Below are 23,374 nucleotides of genomic sequence, written 5' to 3'. Positions count from 1 at the left end.
AACGTCGAGCGATAGAATTTTTCCGGGTGTGCCCAAGGGCGTGCCGATTGATGACATGAGGAAAGCATGAGCAAGCAGATTCTGATTCTCCCGGGTGACGGTATTGGCCCGGAAATCATGGCCGAAGCGGTCAAGGTGCTGGAGCTGGCGAACGACAAGTACAGCCTGGGCTTCGAACTGAGTCATGACGTGATCGGTGGCGCCGCCATCGACAAGCACGGCGTGCCGCTGGCCGACGAAACCCTGGCCCGTGCCCGTGCCGCCGATGCGGTATTGCTGGGCGCCGTGGGCGGTCCGAAATGGGACACCATTGAACGTGATATCCGCCCTGAGCGCGGTCTGCTGAAAATCCGTGCGCAACTGGGCCTTTTCGGCAACCTGCGTCCGGCGATCCTGTACCCGCAACTGGCCGAGGCTTCCAGCCTGAAGGCAGAAATCGTGGCCGGCCTGGACATCCTGATCGTCCGTGAACTGACCGGCGGCATCTACTTCGGCGCGCCACGCGGTGTGCGTGAACTGGAAAACGGCGAGCGTCAGGCCTACGACACCCTGCCGTACAGCGAAACTGAAATCCGCCGTATCGCCCGTGTCGGTTTCGACATGGCCCGCGTGCGCGGCAAGAAGCTGTGCTCGGTGGACAAGGCCAACGTGCTGGCGTCCAGCCAACTGTGGCGTGAAGTCGTCGAGCAAGTGGCCAAGGACTACCCGGATGTCGAACTGAGCCACATGTACGTCGACAACGCCGCCATGCAACTGGTGCGTGCACCGAAGCAATTCGACGTGATCGTCACCGACAACCTGTTCGGCGACATTCTTTCCGACGAAGCGTCGATGCTCACCGGTTCGATCGGCATGCTGCCGTCGGCGTCGCTGGATGCCAACAACAAAGGCATGTACGAGCCGTGCCATGGTTCGGCGCCGGACATCGCTGGCAAGGGCATTGCCAACCCGTTGGCGACCATTCTGTCGGTGTCGATGATGCTGCGTTACAGCTTCAATCTGCAGGATGCGGCCGATGCCATCGAGAAGGCCGTGAGCCTGGTATTGGATCAGGGCCTGCGCACCGGCGACATCTGGTCGGCCGGTTGCACCAAGGTTGGTACGCAGGAAATGGGCGATGCAGTAGTCGCCGCGCTGCGGAATCTGTAATCTCTTTGGCCCGCTGCAACTTTCAACCATGAAAGCAGCGGCCCACTTTTAAGAAGGTGTAGTTGCGATGAAACGTGTAGGTCTGATCGGTTGGCGCGGTATGGTCGGTTCCGTGCTCATGCAGCGGATGCTGGAAGAGCAGGATTTCGATCTTATTGAGCCGGTGTTTTTCACCACTTCCAATGTCGGTGGCCAAGGCCCGTCCGTGGGCAAGGACATTGCTCCGCTCAAGGACGCTTACAGCATTGAAGAGCTGAAAACCCTCGACGTGATTCTGACCTGCCAGGGTGGCGACTACACCAGCGAAGTTTTCCCGAAACTGCGTGAAGCCGGCTGGCAGGGTTACTGGATCGACGCCGCTTCCAGCCTGCGCATGCAGGATGACGCGGTGATCGTGCTGGACCCGGTGAACCGCAAGGTCATCGACCAGCAACTCGACGCGGGCACCAAGAACTACATCGGCGGCAACTGCACCGTCAGCCTGATGCTGATGGGCCTGGGCGGTCTGTTTGAAGCCGGTCTGGTCGAGTGGATGAGCGCCATGACCTATCAGGCAGCCTCCGGTGCCGGCGCGCAGAACATGCGTGAACTGATCAAGCAAATGGGCGCGACCCACGCCGCTGTCGCCGATCAACTGGCCGACCCGGCCAGCGCCATCCTCGACATCGACCGTCGTGTTGCCGAAGCCATGCGCAGCGACGCGTACCCGACCGAAAACTTCGGCGTACCACTGGCCGGCAGCCTGATCCCGTGGATCGACAAGGAACTGCCAAACGGTCAGAGCCGCGAAGAGTGGAAGGCCCAGGCCGAGACCAACAAGATCCTCGGTCGCTTCAAGAGCCCGATCCCGGTGGATGGCATCTGCGTGCGCATCGGCGCCATGCGTTGCCACAGCCAGGCGCTGACCATCAAGCTGAACAAAGACGTGCCGATCGCTGACATCGAAGGGCTGATCAGCCAGCACAACCCTTGGGTCAAGCTGGTGCCGAACAACCGCGAAATCAGCATGCAGGAGCTGAGCCCTACAAAGGTTACCGGTACCCTGAACGTGCCGGTTGGCCGTCTGCGCAAGCTGAACATGGGGTCGCAGTTCGTCGGTGCCTTCACCGTCGGCGACCAACTGCTGTGGGGCGCGGCCGAACCGCTGCGTCGCATGCTGCGGATCCTGCTCGAGCGTTGATCTGTTGAAGTAATGAAGAGCCCGTGCCTTGAAAGAGGTGCGGGTTTTTTTATGTGCGACAGTCTGAGGGGTTCGGTTGTCAGCTATTGCGTCATCGCGGGCAAGCCCGCTCCCACAAGGTTGAGGTCGTATGCAAAATATGGGAGCAACACAAAACCTGTGGGAGCGGGCTTGCCCGCGATGAGGCCGGAACTGGCGCCGCAGGTCTCCGCCGAATTGCCTCACTGCCAACCACCCGGTAAAGTGCCGCTCCCCCCGTTTCGCCAGAGGTAGAACCATGAGCCAGTCCTTTGATATTGCCGTGATCGGCGCCACCGGTACTGTCGGCGAAACACTCGTCCAGATTCTCGAAGAGCGGGATTTTCCGGTCGGTAACCTGCACCTGCTGGCGAGCAGTGAATCGGCCGGTCATTCGGTGCCGTTTCGCGGCAAGAACGTGCGGGTGCGGGAAGTCGATGAATTCGATTTCAGCAAAGTCCAGTTGGTGTTCTTTGCCGCCGGCCCGGCGGTGACCCTCAGTTTCGCTCCGCGTGCCACGGCCGCCGGTTGCTCGCTGATCGACCTGTCCGGCGCCTTGCCGGCCGATCAGGCGCCGCAAGTGGTGCCTGAGGCCAACGCTGAAATTCTGGCCGGCCTGAAAAAGCCCTTCCAGGTCAGTAGCCCAAGCCCTTCGGCCGCGACGCTGGCGGTGGTGCTGGCGCCATTGCTCGGTTTGCTCGACCTGCAACGCATCAGCCTGACGGCGTGTCTGGCGGTCTCTGCCCAGGGCCGCGAAGCGGTCACCGAACTGGCCCGGCAAACCGCCGAGCTGCTCAATGTGCGTCCGCTGGAGCCGGCGTTCTTCGATCGGCAGATGGCGTTCAACCTGCTGGCGCAAGTCGGTACGCCTGATGCTCAAGGTCATACGCTGCTGGAAAAACGCCTGGTGCGCGAGCTGCGTCAGGTCATGGCGCTACCTTCATTAAAGATTTCCGTCACTTGCATTCAAGCTCCGGTGTTTTTCGGCGATAGCTTTAGCATGACCTTGCAGTCGTCGAGCGCTGTCGATCTGGCGAAAGTCAACGCAGCCCTGGAAGTGGCGCCCGGTATCGAACTGGTCGAGGCGGGCGATTATCCGACCCCGGTAGGCGATGCGGTAGGGCAGGACGTGGTTTACGTTGGTCGGGTTCGCAGCGGGATCGACGACCCGGCGGAACTTAATGTGTGGCTGACGTCAGATAACGTACGCAAAGGCGCCGCGCTCAATGCTGTGCAGGTGGCTGAATTGTTGATAAAAGACCTGCTGTAAAAGATACTTGGCAACAATTTATCGAATGATTCCCATCGAGCGTCATGCTTGACCGGAATGCTTAAGGTGAGCCACCCCGCAGGGCTTCCCATTGCATGAATGAAATGATCGCGCGCGACGACCCTTCGCCGCCGCGCGCAATGCCTTACGGCAGCGGCAATCAACACCTTCTCGCTGGCCGAGGAATGTTCAAACAAAGGAAGAGGTTATGGTTCAAGTTCGCAAACTGGTGTTAGCAATAGCGGCCGCGTCGGCGCTGTCCTCCGGTATGGCGCATGCCCTCGGGCTCGGGGAATTGACCCTGAAATCGACGCTGAACCAGCCTCTGGTAGCAGAAATCGAGTTGCTCGACGTCAAGGACCTCACGGCTGCCGAAGTGGTACCGAGCCTGGCCTCGCCCGAAGATTTCGCCAAGGCCGGTGTCGATCGTCAGGCGTTTCTCAATGACCTGACCTTCACCCCAGTGCTTAACGCCAGCGGCAAAAGCATCCTGCGCGTCACGTCCAGCAAACCGCTGTCCGAACCGATGGTGAAATTCCTGGTTCAGGTGATGTGGCCCAACGGTCGTCTGCTGCGCGATTACAGCGTGCTGCTCGATCCGTCCAAATTCTCGCCGCAAACCGCCGATGCGGCCGCGCAACCGGCGCCATCCCAAACAGTGACCGCGCCAGTCACCGGCGCCTCCAAGCCGTCGCAACACACCACCACGCCGCGCGATACCCTGTGGGAAATCGCCTCGAAGGTGCGTAACGGCGGTTCGATTCAGCAGACCATGCTGGCCATCCAGGCGCTGAACCCGGATGCGTTCATCGACGGCAACATCAACCGACTGAAAACCGGTCAGGTGCTGCGCCTGCCTGATCAGGTGCAGAGCACCAACCTGCCGCAACCCAAGGCCGTCGCTGAGGTCGCCGCGCAGAACACCGCGTGGCGTCAGGGTCGTCGCTACGTGGCGAAACCGGGAACCGGTCAGCAGCAACTCGACGCCACCAAACGCGCTCGCGGTGAAGGTGCTTCGTCGCAAGCCGCCACAGACAAACTGAGCCTGGTCTCTGCCGACACCGGTAAGGGTGGCAAAGGGGCCGCTGGTGATGCGAAAGCGTTGAGCGACAAACTGGCCGTCACCCAGGAAAGCCTCGACGCGGCTCGTCGTGACAACGCTGAACAGAAAAGCCGCATGAGCGATCTGCAAAGTCAGCTGGACAAGCTGCAACGCCTGATCGAACTGAAGAACAACCAACTGGCCAAATTGCAGGCCGAAGGTGGCGCGGACGCACCGGCGGCTCCGACCGCTCCGACCGCTCCGGCGATGTCGGCTGAGCTGGCGGCCAACCCTGCGACAACGCCTGCGGACGCGACCTCTGCGCCAGAGGCTGCTGCACCGGAAGCCGTTCCGGCACCAGCCGCCGAGCCAGCGCCTGCGACATCCGATGATCAGAAATTCAACGAGCTGCTGACTAACCCGATCCTGTTGGGTCTGGTGGGTGGCGGTGCGGTGGTTCTGCTGCTCTTGCTGCTGTTGCTGGCCCGTCGCCGCAAAGCCCAGCAAGAGGCCGAGAAGCATCTGCGCATGGCCCGTGCCTTGGAGGAGGAACAAGAGTTCTCCGTCGACCAGGACCTGCCGGAAAGCAGCTTCGAAGGTCTGGAAGTTCCGCCGCCGAGCGTGAAACTTGCGACCGCACCAACGCCTGCGCCAGCACCGGCCCCGGTGATTGCCCCGGTTGTGGTAACGCCGCCGATCGCTGCGCCACTGGTATCGCCTGCCGCCGAGCGTTCCGAGCGTTCCGACGACGTACTGGCTCAGGCGCAGTCGCACATTGCAGGCGGTCGTCTGAATCAGGCCGCCGCATTGCTGGAAGACGCTATCAAGCAAGAGCCGCAACGCAGTGACCTGCGTTTGAAGCTGATGGAAGTCTACGGTCAGCAGGGCGACCGCGATGCGTTCGTCGCTCAGGAGCGTCAACTGGTGGCCAACGGCGATAACTTCGCCCGGGTTGAAGAATTGAAAAGCCGCTTCCCGGCGATGGCAGTCGCAGTAGCGGGTGGTCTGGCCGCTGCGGCGATCGCCGCCGAGCTGGATGCACAGTACGTCAAGGACCTGTTGCTGGACGAGCCGCAAGCCCCGGAACCGGCATTGTCCGACTTCGACAGCGCCTTCGATCTGAGCCTCGACGATCTGGAGGCGGCTACTCCGATCGCGCCAGTTGTTGCGGCGGAGCCAGAGCCAGCACCAGAGCCAACAGCGGTGCCAGAGCCAACACCAGCACCAGAAGATCTGGCTGAGCTGGACGAATTCCCGCTGGACGACGATCTGAGCTTCGAGTCGGTGTTGCAGCAACAGACTGAAATCAAGGAAAGCCTCGACGATCTGTCGGACTTCGACCTGGACATGGATCTGGGCGGCAATGCCTCGCCGGCAACCATGGCCGAAGACGACTTCCTGCTGAGTCTGGATGAAGACCTCAAGGACTTGCCTGCCGCCGAAGCGCCGACCGTGGCCGAGCCGACGCTCGACGACCTGGAGTTGCCTGCGGATTTCGACCTGTCACTGGCCTATGAAATGGACGCCGCCGCGCCGGATCAGCCTGATGCCTTCGAAAGTGAACTCAATGACGTCAACGCCGAGCTGGATCGTCTGTCCCAGAGCCTCGGTGAGCCGAGCTTCACCGAGGAAGATGCTTTGGCCTCCGCGGCTGATGAGCCGGACTTCGATTTCCTCTCCGGCACCGACGAAGTCGCCACCAAACTCGACCTGGCCCAGGCCTACATCGACATGGGCGACAACGACGGCGCTCGGGACATCCTCAATGAGGTGGTGACCGAGGGCGATGCCGGTCAGAAGAGCGAAGCCAAGGAAATGCTCTCGCGTCTGGCGTGAGTCATCGGTAAGGCATAAACAAAACGGCAGCCCATCGAGGCTGCCGTTTTTGTTTGGGGGTGATGCGATGGCGCCTGCCAGATAAACCGAGGCGCGGCTATCGCGGGCAAGCCACGCTCCCACAGGGATGTATGCTGGCTGCATATCTTGTGTGCGACACAAAACCTGTGGGAGCGAGGCTTGCCCGCGATGAGGCCAACACATTCAACCCAAATGTCGACAGTTATACCGCCATCGCGAGCAGGCTCGCTCCCACATTTGGTCGGGTTGTCCGTATCATTTGCGCAAGCCACCAATCCCCTGTGGGAGCGAGCCTGCTCGCGATGAGGGCATCCCGTTCAACATCAAGCCCGGCATTGCACCGGTCGGGCAGGGCACGAAGATCACTCAGCTCTGGCATCCCGGTCCGGCGGCCTTATAATGCCTGCCTTTGCGTAGATCAGCAGGCTGTCACCCCTTGGCAAATATAGATAATCCGGCCGCCGAAATGGCGGCCGACGGCTTTTTCCGGATCGCGTTGGGCGTTGAATACAAAGGTTCGCGTTATCGCGGCTGGCAGCGTCAGGCCTCCGGTGTGGCCACGGTGCAGGAAACCCTCGAAAAGGCCTTGTCCAAAGTCGCCAACTCACCCGTGTCGCTGCATTGCGCCGGGCGCACTGACGCCGGTGTGCATGCTTGCGGGCAGGTGGTGCATTTCGATACCCAGGTCGAGCGTTCGATGAAGGCCTGGGTCATGGGCGCCAACATCAATTTGCCGCATGACGTCAGCGTCAGCTGGGCCAAGGTCATGCCGGCGGATTTTCATGCGCGGTTCAAGGCCATCGCCCGGCGCTATCGCTACGTGATCTACAACGATCAGATCCGCCCGGCGCACCTGAACGATGAAATCACCTGGAATCACCGTCCACTGGACGTCGAGCGCATGTCCGAGGCTGCTCAGTCTCTGGTAGGCACCCACGACTTCAGCGCATTCCGCGCCGGCCAGTGCCAGGCCAAGTCGCCGATCAAGGAGCTGCATCACCTGCGCGTCACCCGCCATGGCAAAATGATCGTGCTGGATATCCGCGCCAGTGCGTTCCTGCACCACATGGTGCGCAACATCGCCGGCGTGCTAATGACCATCGGCGCCGGCGAGCGTCCCGTGGAGTGGATGAAGGAAGTCCTGGAAAGTCGTGTGCGTCGTTCCGGTGGGGTGACGGCCCATCCGTTCGGCCTGTACCTGGTGCAGGTCGAGTACCGCGACGAGTTCGAATTGCCCGAGCGTTACATCGGCCCACACTTCCTCACCGGTTTCTCGGAACTTGACGGCTGACGCCCTCCAACGCTTTTGTTACCATCCGGGACTTTCCCGGATTTGTCCTGAGGTTCTATCGACATGTCAGCCGTTCGCAGCAAAATTTGTGGGATTACCCGCATAGAGGATGCGTTGGCGGCGGTCGAGGCTGGGGCCGATGCCATCGGATTTGTGTTCTACGCCAAAAGCCCGCGGGCCGTAACGTTCCAGCAGGCGAGGGCGATCATCAAGGCCTTGCCGCCGTTCGTGACCACCGTGGGCTTGTTCGTCAATGCCAGCCGCTGCGAGCTGGGGGAAATCCTCGACGCCGTGCCGCTGGACCTGTTGCAGTTCCATGGTGACGAGACCGCGGCCGACTGTGAAAGCTGGCACCGGCCTTACATCAAGGCGTTGCGGGTCAAGGCCGGCGACGACATCGCAGCAGCTTGCGATGCGTACGCCAGTGCTAGTGGAATCCTGCTCGACACGTATGTCGAAGGCATTCCCGGCGGAACCGGTGAAGCGTTCGACTGGTCACTGATACCGCAAGGCCTGAGCAAGCCGATCATCCTGGCGGGCGGCTTGACGCCGGACAACGTCGCCGAGGCGATTGCCCGGGTTCGGCCTTACGCGGTGGACGTCAGCGGTGGAGTAGAGGCGAGCAAGGGCATCAAGGATCACGCAAAGATTCAGGCATTCATCAAAGCGGTTGTAGGGGCTTGATGTGACGGCTGGCAGACTGCCGCCGTCCCAAAATGCACTGCGCTGCATAAGCAGGCACGGCTGAGGATTGATGGGTTGTATGCAGGTCGCGTCTCGCTGACCCGGCCACCCGATCAATCATCGCCACACACATGAATTTAGGTCAAGGGCATACGCGGGGCTGCGAACCAGAGCGTTCGGGCCACCGGTACTGGAGAAAGAAAGCATGAGCAACTGGTTAGTAGACAAACTGATCCCTTCGATCATGCGTTCCGAGGTCAAGAAGAGCTCGGTGCCTGAAGGTCTGTGGCACAAATGCCCGTCTTGCGAGGCGGTGCTATATCGTCCGGAGCTGGAAAAGACCCTGGACGTTTGCCCCAAGTGCAACCACCACATGCGCATCGGCGCGCGCGCGCGCATCGACATCTTCCTTGACGCTGATGGCCGTGCCGAACTGGGCGCGGACCTGGAGCCGGTTGACCGTCTGAAATTCCGCGACGGCAAGAAGTACAAGGATCGCCTGACCGCTGCGCAAAAGCAGACCGGCGAAAAAGATGCACTGATCTCCATGAGCGGCACCTTGCTGGGCATGCCGGTCGTGGTATCGGCTTTCGAATTCTCCTTCATGGGTGGCTCGATGGGCGCTATCGTTGGTGAGCGCTTCGTGCGCGCCGCCAACTACGCCCTGGAAAACCGCTGCCCGATGATCTGCTTCGCCGCCTCCGGTGGTGCGCGGATGCAGGAAGCGCTGATCTCCCTGATGCAAATGGCCAAGACCTCCGCGGTGCTGGCGCGTCTGCGTGAAGAAGGCATTCCGTTCATCTCGGTACTGACCGATCCGGTCTACGGCGGTGTTTCCGCCAGTCTGGCGATGCTCGGCGACGTGATCGTCGGTGAGCCGAAGGCCCTGATCGGTTTCGCCGGCCCACGCGTTATTGAACAAACCGTGCGTGAGAAACTGCCAGAAGGCTTCCAGCGCAGTGAGTTCCTGCTGGAACACGGCGCGATCGACATGATCATTCACCGTCAGGAACTGCGTCCGCGTCTGGGCAACCTGCTGGCACAAATGATGGGCCTGCCGACGCCAAAATTCGTCGCCGCGCCGATCGAGCCAATCGTGGTTCCGCCGGTGCCTGCCAACATATGATCCAACGCACCCTTGGCGAGTGGCTCGCCTACCTTGAACAGTTGCATCCTTCGGCCATCGACATGGGGCTGGAGCGTTCGCAACAGGTAGCGTCCCGCATGGGGCTGGGCAAGCCGGCGCCTCGGGTGATTACGGTCACTGGCACCAACGGCAAGGGTTCTACCTGCGCGTTTGTGGCTTCGTTGCTGCGAGCGCAGGGCCTGAACGTCGGTGTCTACAATTCTCCGCATCTGCTGCGTTACAACGAGCGGGTGCAGGTCAATGGTGTCGAAGCCACTGACGCCGAGCTGTGCGAAGCCTTCGCTGCGGTCGAGGCCGGTCGGGGCGATACTTCCCTGACGTACTTCGAAATGGGCACCCTGGCGGCGTTCTGGCTGTTTCAACAGGCAGGGCTTGATGCTGTGGTGCTGGAAGTGGGGCTGGGCGGGCGTCTGGACACGGTCAACGTGGTCGATGCGGACATGGCGCTGGTCACCAGCATCGGCGTCGATCATGCGGACTATCTGGGTGATACCCGTGAGTCCGTGGCTTACGAAAAAGCCGGCATTTTCCGCCAGGGCGCGCCTGCGCTCTGTGGCGATCTGAATCCCCCTCAACCTCTGCTGGATAAAGCGCGCGAGCTCAATTGCCCGTTTTTCCTGCGTGGGCGCGATTTCGACCTGGGTATCACCGATCACAACTGGCAATGGCGCGGCCTTGATGCTCAAGGGCATGCAGTTGAGTTGCATGATCTGCCATTGCTCGATTTGCCGATGGAAAACGCCGCACTGGCCCTGCAGGCTTACCTGCTGCTTGGTTTGCCTTGGGTGGATGCACAGATTATTGATGCCCTGAAAACGACGCGGGTGGTCGGTCGTCTTGATCGCCGTCAGTTCGACTGGCAGGGCAAGCGTCTGAATGTGTTGCTGGACGTGGGGCACAACCCCCATGCGGCAGAATACCTGGCCCGTCGCCTGGCCAGTCGGCCACCGGCAGGCAAGCGTCTGGCGGTGTTCGGGTTGTTGGCGGACAAGGATCTGGATGGTGTTGTCGGTGAATTGAATGCTAGTGTCCAGCATTGGGCTGTCGCCCCGCTGGATTCGCCGCGGGCACGGCCCGTTGAGCAGTTGCACGCGGCGTTGCAGAACCTTGGCGCCTCGGTAACGTCTTATGACAGCGTGGCCGCCGCCCTGGAAGGGCAGTGCGCGCAGGCGACGAGCGACGACGAAATTCTGTTGTTCGGATCATTTTATTGTGTCGCCGAGGCCCTTGAATGGCTGGCCCGGCACTCCACGGAGGAAGCGGCAAATGGCTTTGCTGGATAAGGCGTACAAGCAGCGCATGGTCGGTGCCCTGGTGCTGGTGGCGCTGGCGGTGATTTTCCTGCCAATGCTGTTTTCCCGTCAGGACGAACAACGCCAGGTGAGGGTCGACGCACCGGCTGCACCGCAAGCGCCTGCTGTGCCGCAAGTGCAGGTCGAGCCGGTGGTAGTGCCTGAACCGCAGGCATTGCCGCAGGAGCCAGTGCCAAGCGATGAGGAAATTGCCGCACAGCAAGCTCCGTCGACACCGATAGCGCCAAGTGCTCCTGTGGCACCGCCACCAGCGCCACCGGCTGCCAAACCTGTCACGCCTCCGGCGCCAGTCGCCAAGCCTGTGCCAGCACCTGCCCAGCCAATTACTGCCGCACCGAGCAAGCCGGCTACCACCCCAAGCCGCGTCGATGCCAATGGCCTGTCGGTCAGCTGGTCCGTGCAACTGGCCAGCCTGGCGAGCCGTGAGAGCGCTGAAAGCCTGCAGAAAACCCTGCGCAGCCAAGGCTATAACGCCTATATCCGCACCGCCGATGGCAAGAATCGGGTGTTCGTCGGGCCGCTGATCGAGCGGGCGGAAGCCGATCGTCTGCGTGACTTGTTGAGTCGCCAGCAGAACCTCAAAGGTTTTGTGGTGCGTTTCCAGCCTGAGCGCGGTTAGAGCTATCACCCTGATTTTTAAAGCACTGACAATCTCAGCTTACCGATAGCCATGCGCTCTGCTAAAATGCGCCGCCTTATCTGTCTGTAGGCTGCACTGTGCCATTTACCTGGGTTGATTGGGCGATCGTTGCAATCGTCGCCATCTCCGCTTTGATCAGTCTTAGCCGCGGCTTCGTCAAAGAAGCACTCTCGCTGCTGACCTGGATCATCGCAGGAGGCGTTGCCTGGATGTTCGGTGGCTCATTGTCCGAGTACCTCGGCGGATACATCGAAACGCCGTCGGCTCGCGTGATCGCGGGCTGTGCCATCATGTTTGTCGCCACTTTAATCGTGGGCGCAATGATCAATTATCTTATCGGCGAATTGGTTCGCGTCACCGGGCTATCCGGGACCGATCGATTCCTCGGCATGGCCTTCGGCGCTGCGCGTGGCGTGTTGCTGGTGGTCGTGGCGGTCGGGCTGTTGAGCCTGGGACCGGTACAGCAGGACGGCTGGTGGAAAGAATCACAGCTCGTGCCAAAATTTCTATTGGTCGCAGACTGGTCCAAAAACCTGATCCTGGGTTGGAGTAGTCAGTGGCTTGCCAGCGGAATCAGCGTACCCGCTGATATACCGTTCAAGGAGCACCTCTTGCCGACGGCCAAAACGCCTCAGTGAGTTGTGTTCAGTTCAGATCCATTAAGTAGGGGTTGCGTCGCATGTGTGGCATCGTCGGTATCGTCGGTAAGTCGAACGTCAATCAGGCGCTGTATGACGCGCTAACCGTCCTCCAGCACCGCGGCCAGGACGCTGCCGGTATCGTGACCAGCCATGATGGCCGGTTATTCCTGCGCAAGGACAATGGGCTGGTGCGTGACGTGTTCCATCAGCGTCACATGCAGCGCCTGGTCGGCCACATGGGCATTGGCCATGTGCGTTACCCGACCGCGGGCAGCTCGACTTCGGCCGAAGCTCAACCGTTTTACGTCAACTCGCCGTATGGCATCACTCTGGCGCACAACGGTAACCTGACCAACGTTGAACAGCTGGCCAAGGAGATTTACGAATCTGACCTGCGCCACGTCAACACCAACTCCGATTCGGAAGTGCTGCTCAACGTGTTCGCACACGAGCTGGCCCAGCGCGGCAAGTTGCAGCCGACCGAAGAAGACGTGTTCGCTGCCGTCACCGACGTGCACAACCGTTGCGTCGGTGGTTATGCGGTCGTGGCGATGGTGACCGGTTACGGCATCGTCGGTTTCCGCGATCCGCACGGCATCCGTCCGATCGTCTTCGGTCAGCGTCACACCGACGAAGGCGTCGAGTACATGATCGCCTCCGAAAGCGTTTCGCTGGACGTGCTCGGTTTCACCCTGATTCGCGACCTGGCACCGGGCGAAGCGGTCTACATCACTGAAGACGGCAAGCTGCACACCCGTCAGTGCGCGACCAACCCGTCGCTGACTCCGTGCATTTTCGAACACGTCTACCTGGCGCGTCCGGACTCGATCATCGACGGCGTCTCGGTCTACAAGGCCCGCCTGCGCATGGGCGAGAAGCTCGCCGAGAAGATCCTGCGCGAGCGTCCGGATCACGACATTGATGTGGTCATCCCGATTCCGGACACCAGCCGCACTGCGGCCCTGGAGCTGGCGAACCACTTGGGCGTCAAGTTCCGCGAAGGCTTCGTGAAGAACCGCTACATCGGCCGGACCTTCATCATGCCGGGTCAGGCTGCACGGAAAAAATCCGTACGCCAGAAGCTCAACGCCATCGAGCTGGAGTTCCGCGGCAAGAACGTGATGCTGGTGGACGATTCCATTGTTCGCGGTACCACCTGCAAGCAGATCATCCAGATGGCTCGCGAAGCCGGCGCCAAAAACGTCTACTTCTGCTCCGCGGCACCGGCCGTGCGTTACCCGAACGTCTATGGCATCGACATGCCGAGCGCTCACGAGCTGATCGCCCACAACCGTTCGACCCAAGACGTGGCTGACCTGATCGGCGCTGACTGGCTGATCTATCAGGACCTGCCTGACTTGATCGAAGCGGTCGGTGGCGGCAAGATCAAGATCGAGAAGTTCGATTGCGCGGTGTTCGACGGCCAGTACGTCACCGGTGACGTCGACGAGGCTTACCTGAACAAGATCGAGCAGGCACGTAATGATGCCTCCAAGGTCAAGACGCAGGCAGTCAGTGCGATCATTGATCTGTACAACAACTGAGTAACTACCGGCCCCTAGGGGCCGGTTTTGTATCTACTAAAGACTCTCTAAATCAAGAGCAGGGCAAGGAGTGACAGCATGAGTCAGGATTGGGATGCCGGTCGGCTGGACAGCGACCTCGAAGGCGTAGCGTTCGATACCCTGGCCGTACGCGCCGGTCAGCACCGCACGCCGGAAGGCGAACACGGTGATCCGATGTTCTTCACTTCCAGCTACGTATTCCGTACCGCCGCTGACGCGGCCGCGCGCTTTGCTGGCGAAGTGCCGGGCAACGTTTACTCGCGCTACACCAACCCGACCGTGCGCGCGTTCGAAGAGCGTATTGCCGCGCTGGAAAGCGCCGAGCAAGCCGTGGCCACCGCGACCGGCATGGCCGCGATCATGGCGGTGGTGATGAGCCTGTGCAGCGCCGGCGACCATGTTCTGGTCTCGCGCAGCGTGTTCGGCTCGACCATCAGCCTGTTCGAAAAGTACTTCAAGCGCTTCGGTATCGAAGTCGATTACGTGCCCCTGGCGGACTTGTCCGGCTGGGATGCGGCGATCAAGGCCAACACCAAGTTGCTGTTCGTCGAATCGCCGTCCAACCCGCTGGCCGAGCTGGTAGACATCAAGGCGCTGTCAGAAATTGCTCACGCCAAGGGCACGATGCTGGTGGTCGACAACTGCTTCTGCACCCCTGCGTTGCAGCAACCGTTGAAGCTGGGCGCGGACATCGTTGTGCACTCGGCGACCAAGTTCATCGATGGCCAAGGCCGTTGCATGGGCGGCGTTGTGGCCGGTCGTAGCGAGCAGATGAAAGAAGTCGTCGGTTTCCTGCGTACTGCCGGGCCGACCCTGAGCCCGTTCAACGCCTGGATCTTCCTCAAGGGTCTGGAAACGCTGAGCCTGCGCATGAAGGCGCACTGCGCCAATGCCCAGCAACTGGCCGAATGGCTGGAGCAGCAGGACGGTATCGAGAAAGTCCATTACGCCGGTCTCAAGAGCCATCCACAGCACGAACTGGCCCAGCGTCAGCAGAAGGGTTTCGGTGCGGTCGTGAGTTTCGAGGTCAAGGGCGGCAAAGAGGGCGCCTGGCGCTTTATCGATGCGACTCGCCTGATCTCCATCACCGCCAACCTGGGCGATAGCAAAACCACCATCACGCACCCGAGCACCACCTCTCACGGTCGTCTCGCGCCGCAAGAGCGTGAAGCGGCAGGGATCCGTGACAGCCTGATCCGCGTTGCGGTTGGTCTGGAAGACGTGGCAGACCTGCAGGCCGATTTGGCGCGCGGGTTGGCTGCCTTGTGATCGAGTTGTCGACGCCGACCACGGGCACCCATGGCCGCGTCGCGCTGGTCACCGGTGCTGCGCGCGGCATCGGTCTGGGGATTGCGGCCTGGCTGATCAGCGAAGGCTGGCAGGTGGTGCTGACCGATCTGGATCGGGAGCGCGGTTCGAAAGTGGCGAAGGTGCTTGGCGAAAACGCCTGGTTCATCGCCATGGACGTCGCGAATGAAGCGCAGGTGGCACTGGGCGTGGCCGAGGTGCTCGGGCAATTCGGGCGTCTGGATGCGCTGGTGTGCAATGCCGCGGTGGCCGACCCGCACAACATCACCCTGGAAAGCCTCGATCTGGCCTATTGGAATCGGGTGTTGGCGGTGAACCTCAGCGGGCCGATGCTGTTGGCCAAGCACTGCGCGCCGTACCTGCGTGCTCACAGCGGCGCCATCGTCAATCTGGCCTCGACCCGTGCCGGCCAGTCAGAACCCGACACAGAGGCTTATGCGGCGAGCAAGGGCGGTCTGTTGGCCCTGACTCACGCCTTGGCCATCAGCCTTGGGCCGGAGATTCGCGTCAACGCGGTCAGCCCGGGCTGGATCGACACGCGGGACCCGGCGGTGCGGCGTGCCGAACCGTTGACCGACGCCGATCATGCGCAGCATCCGGCGGGCAGGGTAGGGACGGTCGAGGACGTGGCGGCGATGGTGGCGTGGTTGCTGTCGAGGAACGCGGGGTTCGTCACAGGCCAGGAGTTCGTGGTCGATGGTGGCATGACCAAGAAGATGATTTACAGCGAGTAAATCCAAGCGTGGTTGCGATGGATGTAGCCAGCATTGATGTGAATGTGCCGCCGTCTTCGCGAGCAAGCCCGCTCCCACACTGAATTTATCTCGATCACCAACCAGTGGCCTGTCGCAGATCCAGTGTGGGAGCGGGCTTGCTCGCGAAAGCGGTCTGACTGTTAAGACACAATTTTGTCTTTTTCAGAAAAACTTCAAGCGGGGTATTGACTTAGCTTCGGTACCTGCGTAAATTTCGCGGCCTCGGAGATGCAAACGGGTGATTAGCTCAGCTGGGAGAGCGTCTGCCTTACAAGCAGAATGTCGGCGGTTCGATCCCGTCATCACCCACCACTTCCGAGAGTCTTGCGAAAGCAAGATGGAAGCTTTTAAAAGCCTCCACCGACGCGCAGCGGTAGTTCAGTCGGTTAGAATACCGGCCTGTCACGCCGGGGGTCGCGGGTTCGAGTCCCGTCCGCTGCGCCATATTTTCCGAGTCAGGTTTACCTGTCTCGAGATTGAAAAGCCTCGAAGCTTTCCAGTCAGACGAGTTACTTGGGCGAAAGTCCAAAGCGATACGCAGCGGTAGTTCAGTCGGTTAGAATACCGGCCTGTCACGCCGGGGGTCGCGGGTTCGAGTCCCGTCCGCTGCGCCATATCTGCCTCAAGGCCCACTGAACGCCTTGGAGCTACGAAGCAAGCTGCTGGTAAAGCCAGTGTCTGTTTCGAGTCGATAGCAAAGACCCTGGTCGAAAGACCGGGGTTTTTTGTGTCTGCGATTTGGCTTTTCCTCTCTCATGTCCTTCCCGTCCAACCTTTCTGCGCCCCAATTGCATAAAGGACTTGGTTCACAGCTCCGACATTAATTAGAATCACTCTCATTTACGATAACTCCTTGGCACAGGGCTTCTTGAGATGAGTGATGTGGCGATGCCGAAGGAGCAAACTTTCCACGACTTGTACCGCGATCACCGTGGCTGGCTTGAAGGCTGGTTGAGAAGACGCATGGGCAATGGCTGTGATGCAGCGGACCTCAGTCAGGATACGTTCCTGCGTTTACTCGCCAGCTCTCAACGAATTGCCGACCTGCAAGAGCCCCGTGCCTATCTGCTGACCGTGGGCAAACGCCTGCTGAGTAATTTCTATAAGCGTCGAAGCCTCGAGCAGGCTTATCTGACGGCACTGGCGGCGTTGCCGGAAGACTGTGTGCCGTCGCCCGAGCAGCGCTGGTTGTTGCTCGAAACCCTGCAAGCCCTGGATGAACTGCTCGATGGATTGCCAGCGGCAGTGCGTAAGGCGTTTCTCTGGAGTCAGCTGGAAGGCTTGAACTATCAGCAAATCGCCGAGCGCCTGCGGGTATCGGAGCGCACGATCAAGCGCTACATGGCGCAAGCCTATGAGCATTGCCTGTTGGTGGAACTGTGAACAGTCCGGTGGCCGATGCCCGTCAAGCAGTGCGAGCTGCCGCGCAGTGGCTCGCCTTGCTGGAATCTGGAAGTGCCAATGAGCAGGATCGTGCGAATCTGCAGCGTTGGCGCGACAGTTGCGTCAGTCACGAGCAGGCTTGGCAGAAGGCTCAAGCCTTGCGTCAGCGGTTTGCCAGTCTGCCTTCAGCGTTGGCGCTCAAAAGTCTGGATCGCCCCGAGCCGGGTCGGCGTGTGGTGCTCAAGCGTGCATTGAGTGCGGTGGCGTTGGTGCCGGGCGCTTGGTTGATCAGTCGACAATTGCCTCTGGATGTCTGGCGAGCCGATCTGCATACGGCCACGGGGGAGCGCAAACAGCTGCAGCTTGCTGATGGCAGTTCCTTGCAACTCAACACGGCCAGTGCCGTCGATGTGGATTTGCAGAGCCGTCGCTTGAAGCTGATTGAGGGCGAACTGTCGCTGAAGGTGCCAAGCGCGTCACCGCTGACGATCCAATCGAAGTTTGGACAAATCATCGTCAGCCAAAGCGAAGTCTGTGTCCGGCAGGAGGCGCGCGGTTGCCGCGTGTCGGTGTACAGCGGCGCCGTGCAACTGCAGCCCTTGCAGGGGCCGGTGTTGGCTTTGCGCGGTGGTCAACAAGTCAGTCTTCAAGCAGCCGGTGTCGGGCCGATCAGTCCATTCGATGTGCTTGCGCCGGGTTGGCGAGAGGGCGTGCTGATGGCGAAAAACCAGCCGCTGGGAGATTTCCTGCGCGAACTCAGCACTTATCGACCGGGTGTGCTGCGTTGGGAGCCGGAGCTTGAAGCGTTGCGTGTCACCGGCAGTTTCCGCCTGGACGACACCGATCGCGTCCTCGCGTTGCTCGCGGCCAGCCTGCCGCTGGAGGTGCATTCACGTACCCGTTATTGGGTGACGTTGCTGCCGCGCAAAAATAGTGTGTGAAGCCTGTCCCCTTTTTTCGACTCGCTTGTCATTCAAGGCATGTGAACGAATCAAGAGAACTCTATCAATGCCCGCAGTAATACATTGCTGTCCGCGCCCGGCTTCTTCCTGCCTGCGTCCGTTGTTGCACCTGAGCCTGATGCTGGGCCTGAGTGCCAGTCCGTTATTTATCACTGCCAGTTGGGCCGAAGACAGTGCCCGGCGCAATTATCAGGTGCCTGCCGGCAGCCTGAGCGATGCGCTGACCCGGTTTGCCGGTCTGTCTGGCGTCAATCTCTCGGTTGACCCGGCACTGGTGGGCAGTCGCACCAGCCCCGGTCTTTCCGGTGAATACGCGGTCGAGGAGGGCTTTGCTCGGCTGTTGCAGGGTTCCGGTCTGCAACTGCAACCGGTGGGCGAGCAGGCGTACATCCTGACCCCGGCGCCAGAAGGCAGCAGCCTGCAACTGGCCCCCACTTCGATTCTCGGTGCCACGGGCGGGGCGGGCGGCGAGGTGTATGCCGGCGGCCAGGTCGCGCGCCGCGGTTCGCAAGGCTTGCTAGGCTCGAAAGACTTCATGGAAACGCCGTTCAGCATGACCACCTACACCGGTGAGGCGGTCAAAAACCTGCAGGCTCGTACCTTGGGCGACTTGATCGCCAGTGATCCCTCGGTTCGCGCCACCAATCCGGCGGGTGGGCGTTATGAGCAGTTCACCATTCGCGGGCTCAGCCTGTTCAACAGTGATGTCGCCTACAACGGTCTCTACGGCGTCCTGCCGACCTATACGATCGACATGGAGATGGCCGACCGCGTCGACATCATCAAAGGCCCGAGCCAGCTCATCAACGGCATCTCGCCGCGGGGCAGTGTGGGTGGCGGGATCAACGTGGTGCCCAAGCGCGCGAACGACAAGCCCATCACTTCGTTTACCGGTAGCTACGCTTCCGACAGCCAGGTCGGCGGTGCGGTGGATGTCGGTCGGCGCTTTGGTGAAGACAACAAGTTCGGTATTCGTTTCAACGGCGTGAAGCAGTCTGGCGACCCCGAATGGGATCACCAGAGTGTCGACCGCGAGATGGCCGTGCTGGGCCTGGATTTTCGCGGTGAGCGCCTGCGACTCTCGACGGACATCGGGCGCACCGAGCGTGACACCGATGCCCCGCAGGAACGCGTGCAGGTCGGCGCCAATGCCAAGGTGCCGAATGCGAACGATGTGCGCGACAACTATGCGCAGCCCTGGAGCAAGGCGAGTACCAACGACACCTTCGGAGCGGTGAACGGCGAATTCGATGTCAGCGATTCCGTCATGCTGTACGGCGGCGTGGGTGCGCGCAAAAGCAATCATGACTTCCTCCGGCATGCCGTTGCGGTCACCAATGATGCCGGCGATTTCAGCGTTCAGCCCCGTGACTTCACCCGTGACGAAAATGTCCGGACAGCCACGGCAGGGGTGCGCAACTGGTTTCATACCGGCCCGGTGAGCCATGAAGTCAATCTGGCCGCCAGCTATTTCTACATGGACTTCGAAAATGGCGGCGCCCGTTATGCCGCGGCCCGCAGCAACCTCTACGATCCCGTAGAGACACCAACACCTGTCAGACCCACTCGACTCGATTCGAAGGTCTACACCGAGAACCGCTTCAGCGGCGTGGCGTTGTCCGACACCCTGGGTTTCTTCGATGACCGGCTGTTGCTGACCCTGGGCGCCCGCTGGCAGCGCGTGAAGGTTGACGACTGGACGGATAATGTCAAAGGCGCCACGGCCTACGACGAGGAAAAGGTTTCGCCGTCGGGCGGCATCCTGTTTAAGGCAACCGATAAGCTGTCGCTGTATGCCAACTACATGGAAGGCCTGAGCCAGGGCAAGATCGCGCCATCGACCTCTGTGAACGAGGACGAGATATTCCCGCCGTTCATCAGTCGACAGGTCGAGGTCGGCGCCAAGTATGACGCCGGAGCGTTCGCCGTCACCGCCGCCGTGTTCCGGATCAAGCAGCCGGCCTATGAGACCAACGCCACGACGCGGGTTTTCGGCCCGAACGGCAAGCGTGAGAACACGGGTGTGGAGCTGAGTGTGTTCGGTGAGCCACTCGATGGTTTCCGCCTGCTCGGCGGTGTCATGTACATCGACAGTGAGTTGAGCAACACCACCAATGGCACCTTTGACGGCAACCGGGCACCGGCCACGCCGAAATACAACGTCAACCTGGGCGCGGAGTGGGATGTGCCGACCGTGCAGGGCCTGACCCTGACCAGTCGCGGCCTCTATTCCAGCTCGCAGTATCTGGACCAGTCCAACAATAAGGAAATCGACTCCTGGGAGCGTTTCGACGTGGGTGCACGCTACGCGTTCAAGGTCGACGAGAAGAACATCACCCTGCGGGCCAATGTCGAGAACGTGGCGGACAAACGCTACTGGAGTTCGGCCGGGGCCTCGGATGACAGCGAGCCTGGCTTGACGCTTGCGACCCCGCGCACCTACCTCCTTTCGGCAACGGTCGACTTCTGAGTGAACCGCTTTTCGTCGGAGCCAGCGGTGCGGCGATCCGACTTGCCGGCGAAGGCGCACGTGATGACGCCTTCGCTGGCACCTTTTCACCTCTATCGGTCAGTATCCGAACTTGTCCCGCAATCCGTAATACCAGGCGCCCAACGCAGCGAACGGTGTACGCAGCAATTGTCCGCCGGGGAACGGGTAGTGGGGCAGGTCGGCAAAGGCGTCGAAGCGTTCGGCCTGACCGCGCAATGCCTCGGCCAGCACCTTGCCCGCCAGGTGTGTATACGTCACGCCATGGCCGCTGCAACCCTGGGAATAGTAGATGTTGTCGCCTAGCCGTCCGACCTGGGGTAGTCGCGATAGCGTCAGCAGGAAATTGCCGGTCCAGGCGTAATCGATTTTCACGTCCTTGAGCTGCGGGAAGGCCTTGAGCATCTTCGGTCGAATGATCGCCTCGATGTTCGCCGGATCGCGCGCGCCATAGACCACGCCGCCGCCGAAAATCAGGCGTTTGTCGGCGCTCAGGCGGTAGTAGTCGAGCAGGTAGTTACAGTCTTCGACGCAGTAGTCCTGAGGCAGCAGGCGCTTGGCCAATTCATCGCCCAAGGGCTCAGTGGCGATCACTTGAGTCCCGCAGGGCATCGACTTCGCCGCCAGCTCCGGCACCAGATTGCCGATGTAAGCGTTGCCGGCGACGATGATGAATTTGGCCCTGACCTTGCCCTGAGGCGTATGCACCACCGGATTGGCGCCGCGCTCGATGCGCACCGCTGGCGACTGCTCGTAAATGGTGCCGCCCAGCGACTCCACGGCGGCTGCCTCGCCCAAGACAAGGTTGAGCGGATGAATATGCCCGCCGCTCATATCGAGCATGCCGCCGACGTATTGATCGCAAGCCACCACTTCACGGATGCGTCGCTGATCCAATAGCTCAAGTTGCGTGTGACCGAAGCGCTCCCACAGGCGCTTCTGGGATTCCAGATGGCCCATCTGCTTGGCGGTAATGGCGGCGAACACACCGCCGTCCTTCAGGTCGCACTGGATGTTGTATTTGGCCACCCGCTCACGAATGATCCGTCCACCCTCGAACGCCATTTGCCCCAATAGCTGAGCTTGCTTGGGGCCGACACTGCGCTCGATCACATCGATATCACGGCTGTAACTGTTAACGATCTGGCCACCGTTGCGCCCCGATGCGCCAAAACCCACTTTGGCCGCTTCCAGAACCGTTACCCGAAAGCCGTTCTCCAGCAGGAACAGGGCAGAGGACAGGCCGGTATAACCGGCGCCGATGACACAGACATCAGTCTCTACATCATCCAGCAGGGCCGGACGCGGCGGCGCCGCATTAGCCGACGCGGCGTAATAGGACTCTGGGTAGGGAGTGTTCGCCATCCTGCAGCCTCTGTTTAATATATTTTACGAGTGCATCGATCCTACCCGAGTTAAAAAACGACCGCCAGCCAGCGGAAAATCTTCTTTGCCACAGCAAAATTAAATATTTTGCATATTCATAGGGTTAGGTGAAAAAAAGGTGTTGACACCCCTCCGGAATTCCGTAGAATGCCGCCTCACAGCAGGCACGTAGCTCAGTTGGTTAGAGCACCACCTTGACATGGTGGGGGTCGTTGGTTCGAGTCCAATCGCGCCTACCAAACAAAATCCGCTCTGCTGGGCGGTCTGGAAGGGCTCACCGAAAGGTGGGCCCTTTTTTGTTGTCTGTGATTTGACCCCACTCAAAACGCCAGCTCGGCGCCTACCTCCAGGTGCTCGATCTTCTTTTCGTCGTGCCCTATCAATGCCTGAATGTCTCCGTTCGTTCGATTTTCCCATCTGGCCCTGTCGTCACCTCCAGTGCACACGTTTTCTGAACTAACACAGCCATAACCGTCTACATTGCAGGGGGCATCCCCTTTCTGAGAGAACGGATATGTTTAGATCTCGCTCGTTGATTGCCGCTATGACGTGTCTTGCCTTGGCGTCCGGTTCAATGACTGCATTGGCCGACCCGGGAAACGGGAAGGGCCAGGGAAACGGCAAGGGAAATCCACAAAACATCCAGGACCATGGCAACGCCAGCCATGGAAACAAAGGCAAAGGTTCAGGGGGTGACGATTGGAGTCACGGCCCGAGCATCAATCACGGAAGTGTTCTTGGAGTCGTGGGTGGTTATCGCGACTACTGGAGCCCCGGGCCCGCCTTGCCACCCGGTATTCAAAAAAATCTCGCCCGCGGAAAACCGCTACCGCCGGGGATCGCCAAAAAACTCGATGGCCGATTGCTCGGCAGGCTTCCGCATTACGATGGCTACGAGTGGCGGCAGGCTGGCACTGACTTGATACTGGTGGCCATCGCTACCGGGATCATCTACGAGGTTCTCAATGGCGCATTCGATTGAAGTGGAACCACAAATTCCAATCGCGCCCTCGCTGCATAACGATCAGTAAACTACGGGAAGCAATGTGCATTGTTCGATAACTGCACATTGCCTGCCCGTTGGTCGTTGACCTTTGAACTGTGTGGGGCCGAAACGGTCAATTACTTCGTGCAATATCAACCTCACGGAACCCACCCATGTTATTAAAAAACAAGAGTTTTGCAGCTGTCATGTCATGCGTGATGATGCTTGCAGCCGCCCCATTATTGCCCGCTGGCCTGTCCATCATGAGCTCCGCCTACGCGAAAGATGGTGGTGGTGGTGGTGGTGGTGG

Annotated in this window: 18 protein-coding genes and 4 tRNA genes; 21 read left to right on the top strand and 1 reads right to left on the bottom strand. The window is 60.4% G+C overall.

Going from position 1 to position 23,374, the window contains the following annotated elements; translation table 11 throughout:
• The first annotated feature begins 66 nt into the window (after window positions 1-66).
• From leuB to KGB18_RS02180, 19 genes are all read left to right on the top strand, one after another.
• On the top strand, window positions 67-1,149 hold the full coding sequence (gene leuB, locus KGB18_RS02270) for a 3-isopropylmalate dehydrogenase (RefSeq protein ID WP_008007203.1): 1,083 nt from the start codon (window positions 67-69) through the stop codon (window positions 1,147-1,149).
• Between the two features lie 67 nt (window positions 1,150-1,216).
• Window positions 1,217-2,329 carry an aspartate-semialdehyde dehydrogenase gene (asd, locus tag KGB18_RS02265; RefSeq protein ID WP_047531244.1) on the top strand — a complete coding sequence of 371 codons (1,113 nt, stop codon included), beginning with the start codon at window positions 1,217-1,219 and terminating at the stop codon, window positions 2,327-2,329.
• A 277-nt stretch (window positions 2,330-2,606) separates the two neighbouring features.
• Complete coding sequence (locus KGB18_RS02260) at window positions 2,607-3,617, top strand: aspartate-semialdehyde dehydrogenase (protein WP_123720977.1); 1,011 nt, start codon at window positions 2,607-2,609, stop codon at window positions 3,615-3,617.
• 208 nt (window positions 3,618-3,825) lie between these two features.
• The gene (locus KGB18_RS02255; RefSeq protein WP_223569334.1) at window positions 3,826-6,495 is read left to right on the top strand and encodes a FimV/HubP family polar landmark protein; all 2,670 of its coding nucleotides are present in this window, start codon (window positions 3,826-3,828) and stop codon (window positions 6,493-6,495) included.
• Between the two features lie 487 nt (window positions 6,496-6,982).
• A complete protein-coding gene (gene truA / locus KGB18_RS02250) occupies window positions 6,983-7,807 on the top strand; it encodes a tRNA pseudouridine(38-40) synthase TruA (protein ID WP_123720979.1) in 825 nt (274 codons plus the stop codon).
• A gap of 63 nt (window positions 7,808-7,870) precedes the next feature.
• Window positions 7,871-8,491 carry a phosphoribosylanthranilate isomerase gene (locus KGB18_RS02245; protein ID WP_201059988.1) on the top strand — a complete coding sequence of 207 codons (621 nt, stop codon included), beginning with the start codon at window positions 7,871-7,873 and terminating at the stop codon, window positions 8,489-8,491.
• A 205-nt stretch (window positions 8,492-8,696) separates the two neighbouring features.
• Window positions 8,697-9,617 (top strand): acetyl-CoA carboxylase, carboxyltransferase subunit beta, encoded by a 921-nt coding sequence (gene accD / locus KGB18_RS02240; protein WP_007905946.1) that lies wholly within the window; start codon window positions 8,697-8,699, stop codon window positions 9,615-9,617.
• The gene (gene folC / locus KGB18_RS02235; RefSeq protein WP_223569333.1) at window positions 9,614-10,921 is read left to right on the top strand and encodes a bifunctional tetrahydrofolate synthase/dihydrofolate synthase; all 1,308 of its coding nucleotides are present in this window, start codon (window positions 9,614-9,616) and stop codon (window positions 10,919-10,921) included. The genes accD and folC overlap by 4 nt, the downstream gene beginning before the upstream one ends.
• The gene (locus tag KGB18_RS02230; protein ID WP_123720982.1) at window positions 10,905-11,570 is read left to right on the top strand and encodes an SPOR domain-containing protein; all 666 of its coding nucleotides are present in this window, start codon (window positions 10,905-10,907) and stop codon (window positions 11,568-11,570) included. Before folC ends, KGB18_RS02230 begins: the two co-directional genes overlap by 17 nt.
• A gap of 98 nt (window positions 11,571-11,668) precedes the next feature.
• Window positions 11,669-12,229 (top strand): CvpA family protein, encoded by a 561-nt coding sequence (locus tag KGB18_RS02225; protein WP_038980084.1) that lies wholly within the window; start codon window positions 11,669-11,671, stop codon window positions 12,227-12,229.
• A gap of 41 nt (window positions 12,230-12,270) precedes the next feature.
• A complete protein-coding gene (gene purF / locus KGB18_RS02220; protein ID WP_007905939.1) occupies window positions 12,271-13,776 on the top strand; it encodes an amidophosphoribosyltransferase in 1,506 nt (501 codons plus the stop codon).
• Between the two features lie 78 nt (window positions 13,777-13,854).
• Window positions 13,855-15,066 carry an O-succinylhomoserine sulfhydrylase gene (locus tag KGB18_RS02215; RefSeq protein WP_048395135.1) on the top strand — a complete coding sequence of 404 codons (1,212 nt, stop codon included), beginning with the start codon at window positions 13,855-13,857 and terminating at the stop codon, window positions 15,064-15,066.
• Window positions 15,063-15,839 carry an SDR family oxidoreductase gene (locus KGB18_RS02210; RefSeq protein WP_123720983.1) on the top strand — a complete coding sequence of 259 codons (777 nt, stop codon included), beginning with the start codon at window positions 15,063-15,065 and terminating at the stop codon, window positions 15,837-15,839. Before KGB18_RS02215 ends, KGB18_RS02210 begins: the two co-directional genes overlap by 4 nt.
• Before the next feature lie 257 nt (window positions 15,840-16,096).
• Window positions 16,097-16,172 (top strand) — tRNA-Val (locus KGB18_RS02205).
• A gap of 55 nt (window positions 16,173-16,227) precedes the next feature.
• A tRNA-Asp gene (locus tag KGB18_RS02200) sits at window positions 16,228-16,304 on the top strand.
• A 93-nt stretch (window positions 16,305-16,397) separates the two neighbouring features.
• Window positions 16,398-16,474: transfer RNA gene (locus KGB18_RS02195), tRNA-Asp, on the top strand.
• A 259-nt stretch (window positions 16,475-16,733) separates the two neighbouring features.
• On the top strand, window positions 16,734-17,243 hold the full coding sequence (locus KGB18_RS02190; protein ID WP_123720984.1) for a sigma-70 family RNA polymerase sigma factor: 510 nt from the start codon (window positions 16,734-16,736) through the stop codon (window positions 17,241-17,243).
• Complete coding sequence (locus KGB18_RS02185) at window positions 17,240-18,184, top strand: FecR domain-containing protein (RefSeq protein WP_123720985.1); 945 nt, start codon at window positions 17,240-17,242, stop codon at window positions 18,182-18,184. The genes KGB18_RS02190 and KGB18_RS02185 overlap by 4 nt, the downstream gene beginning before the upstream one ends.
• A 67-nt stretch (window positions 18,185-18,251) precedes the next feature.
• Complete coding sequence (locus KGB18_RS02180) at window positions 18,252-20,675, top strand: TonB-dependent receptor (protein WP_223569332.1); 2,424 nt, start codon at window positions 18,252-18,254, stop codon at window positions 20,673-20,675.
• A 99-nt stretch (window positions 20,676-20,774) separates the two neighbouring features.
• Here KGB18_RS02180 and KGB18_RS02175 read toward each other — a convergent pair whose 3' ends face one another.
• On the bottom strand, window positions 20,775-22,058 hold the full coding sequence (locus KGB18_RS02175; protein ID WP_123720987.1) for an NAD(P)/FAD-dependent oxidoreductase: 1,284 nt from the start codon (window positions 22,056-22,058) through the stop codon (window positions 20,775-20,777).
• A gap of 183 nt (window positions 22,059-22,241) precedes the next feature.
• Between KGB18_RS02175 and KGB18_RS02170 the strand changes: the two genes are divergently transcribed.
• A tRNA-Val gene (locus KGB18_RS02170) sits at window positions 22,242-22,318 on the top strand.
• 275 nt (window positions 22,319-22,593) lie between these two features.
• The gene (locus KGB18_RS02165) at window positions 22,594-23,061 is read left to right on the top strand and encodes an anti-virulence regulator CigR family protein (RefSeq protein ID WP_123720988.1); all 468 of its coding nucleotides are present in this window, start codon (window positions 22,594-22,596) and stop codon (window positions 23,059-23,061) included.
• The last annotated feature ends 313 nt before the right edge of the window (window positions 23,062-23,374 follow it).

Source organism: Pseudomonas sp. BF-R-26, assembly GCF_019947395.1.
In the GTDB taxonomy this organism is placed as follows: domain Bacteria; phylum Pseudomonadota; class Gammaproteobacteria; order Pseudomonadales; family Pseudomonadaceae; genus Aquipseudomonas; species Aquipseudomonas farris.
Note: the sequence above shows the minus strand (reverse complement) of the source record. Positions and strands in the feature narration are given on the sequence as shown.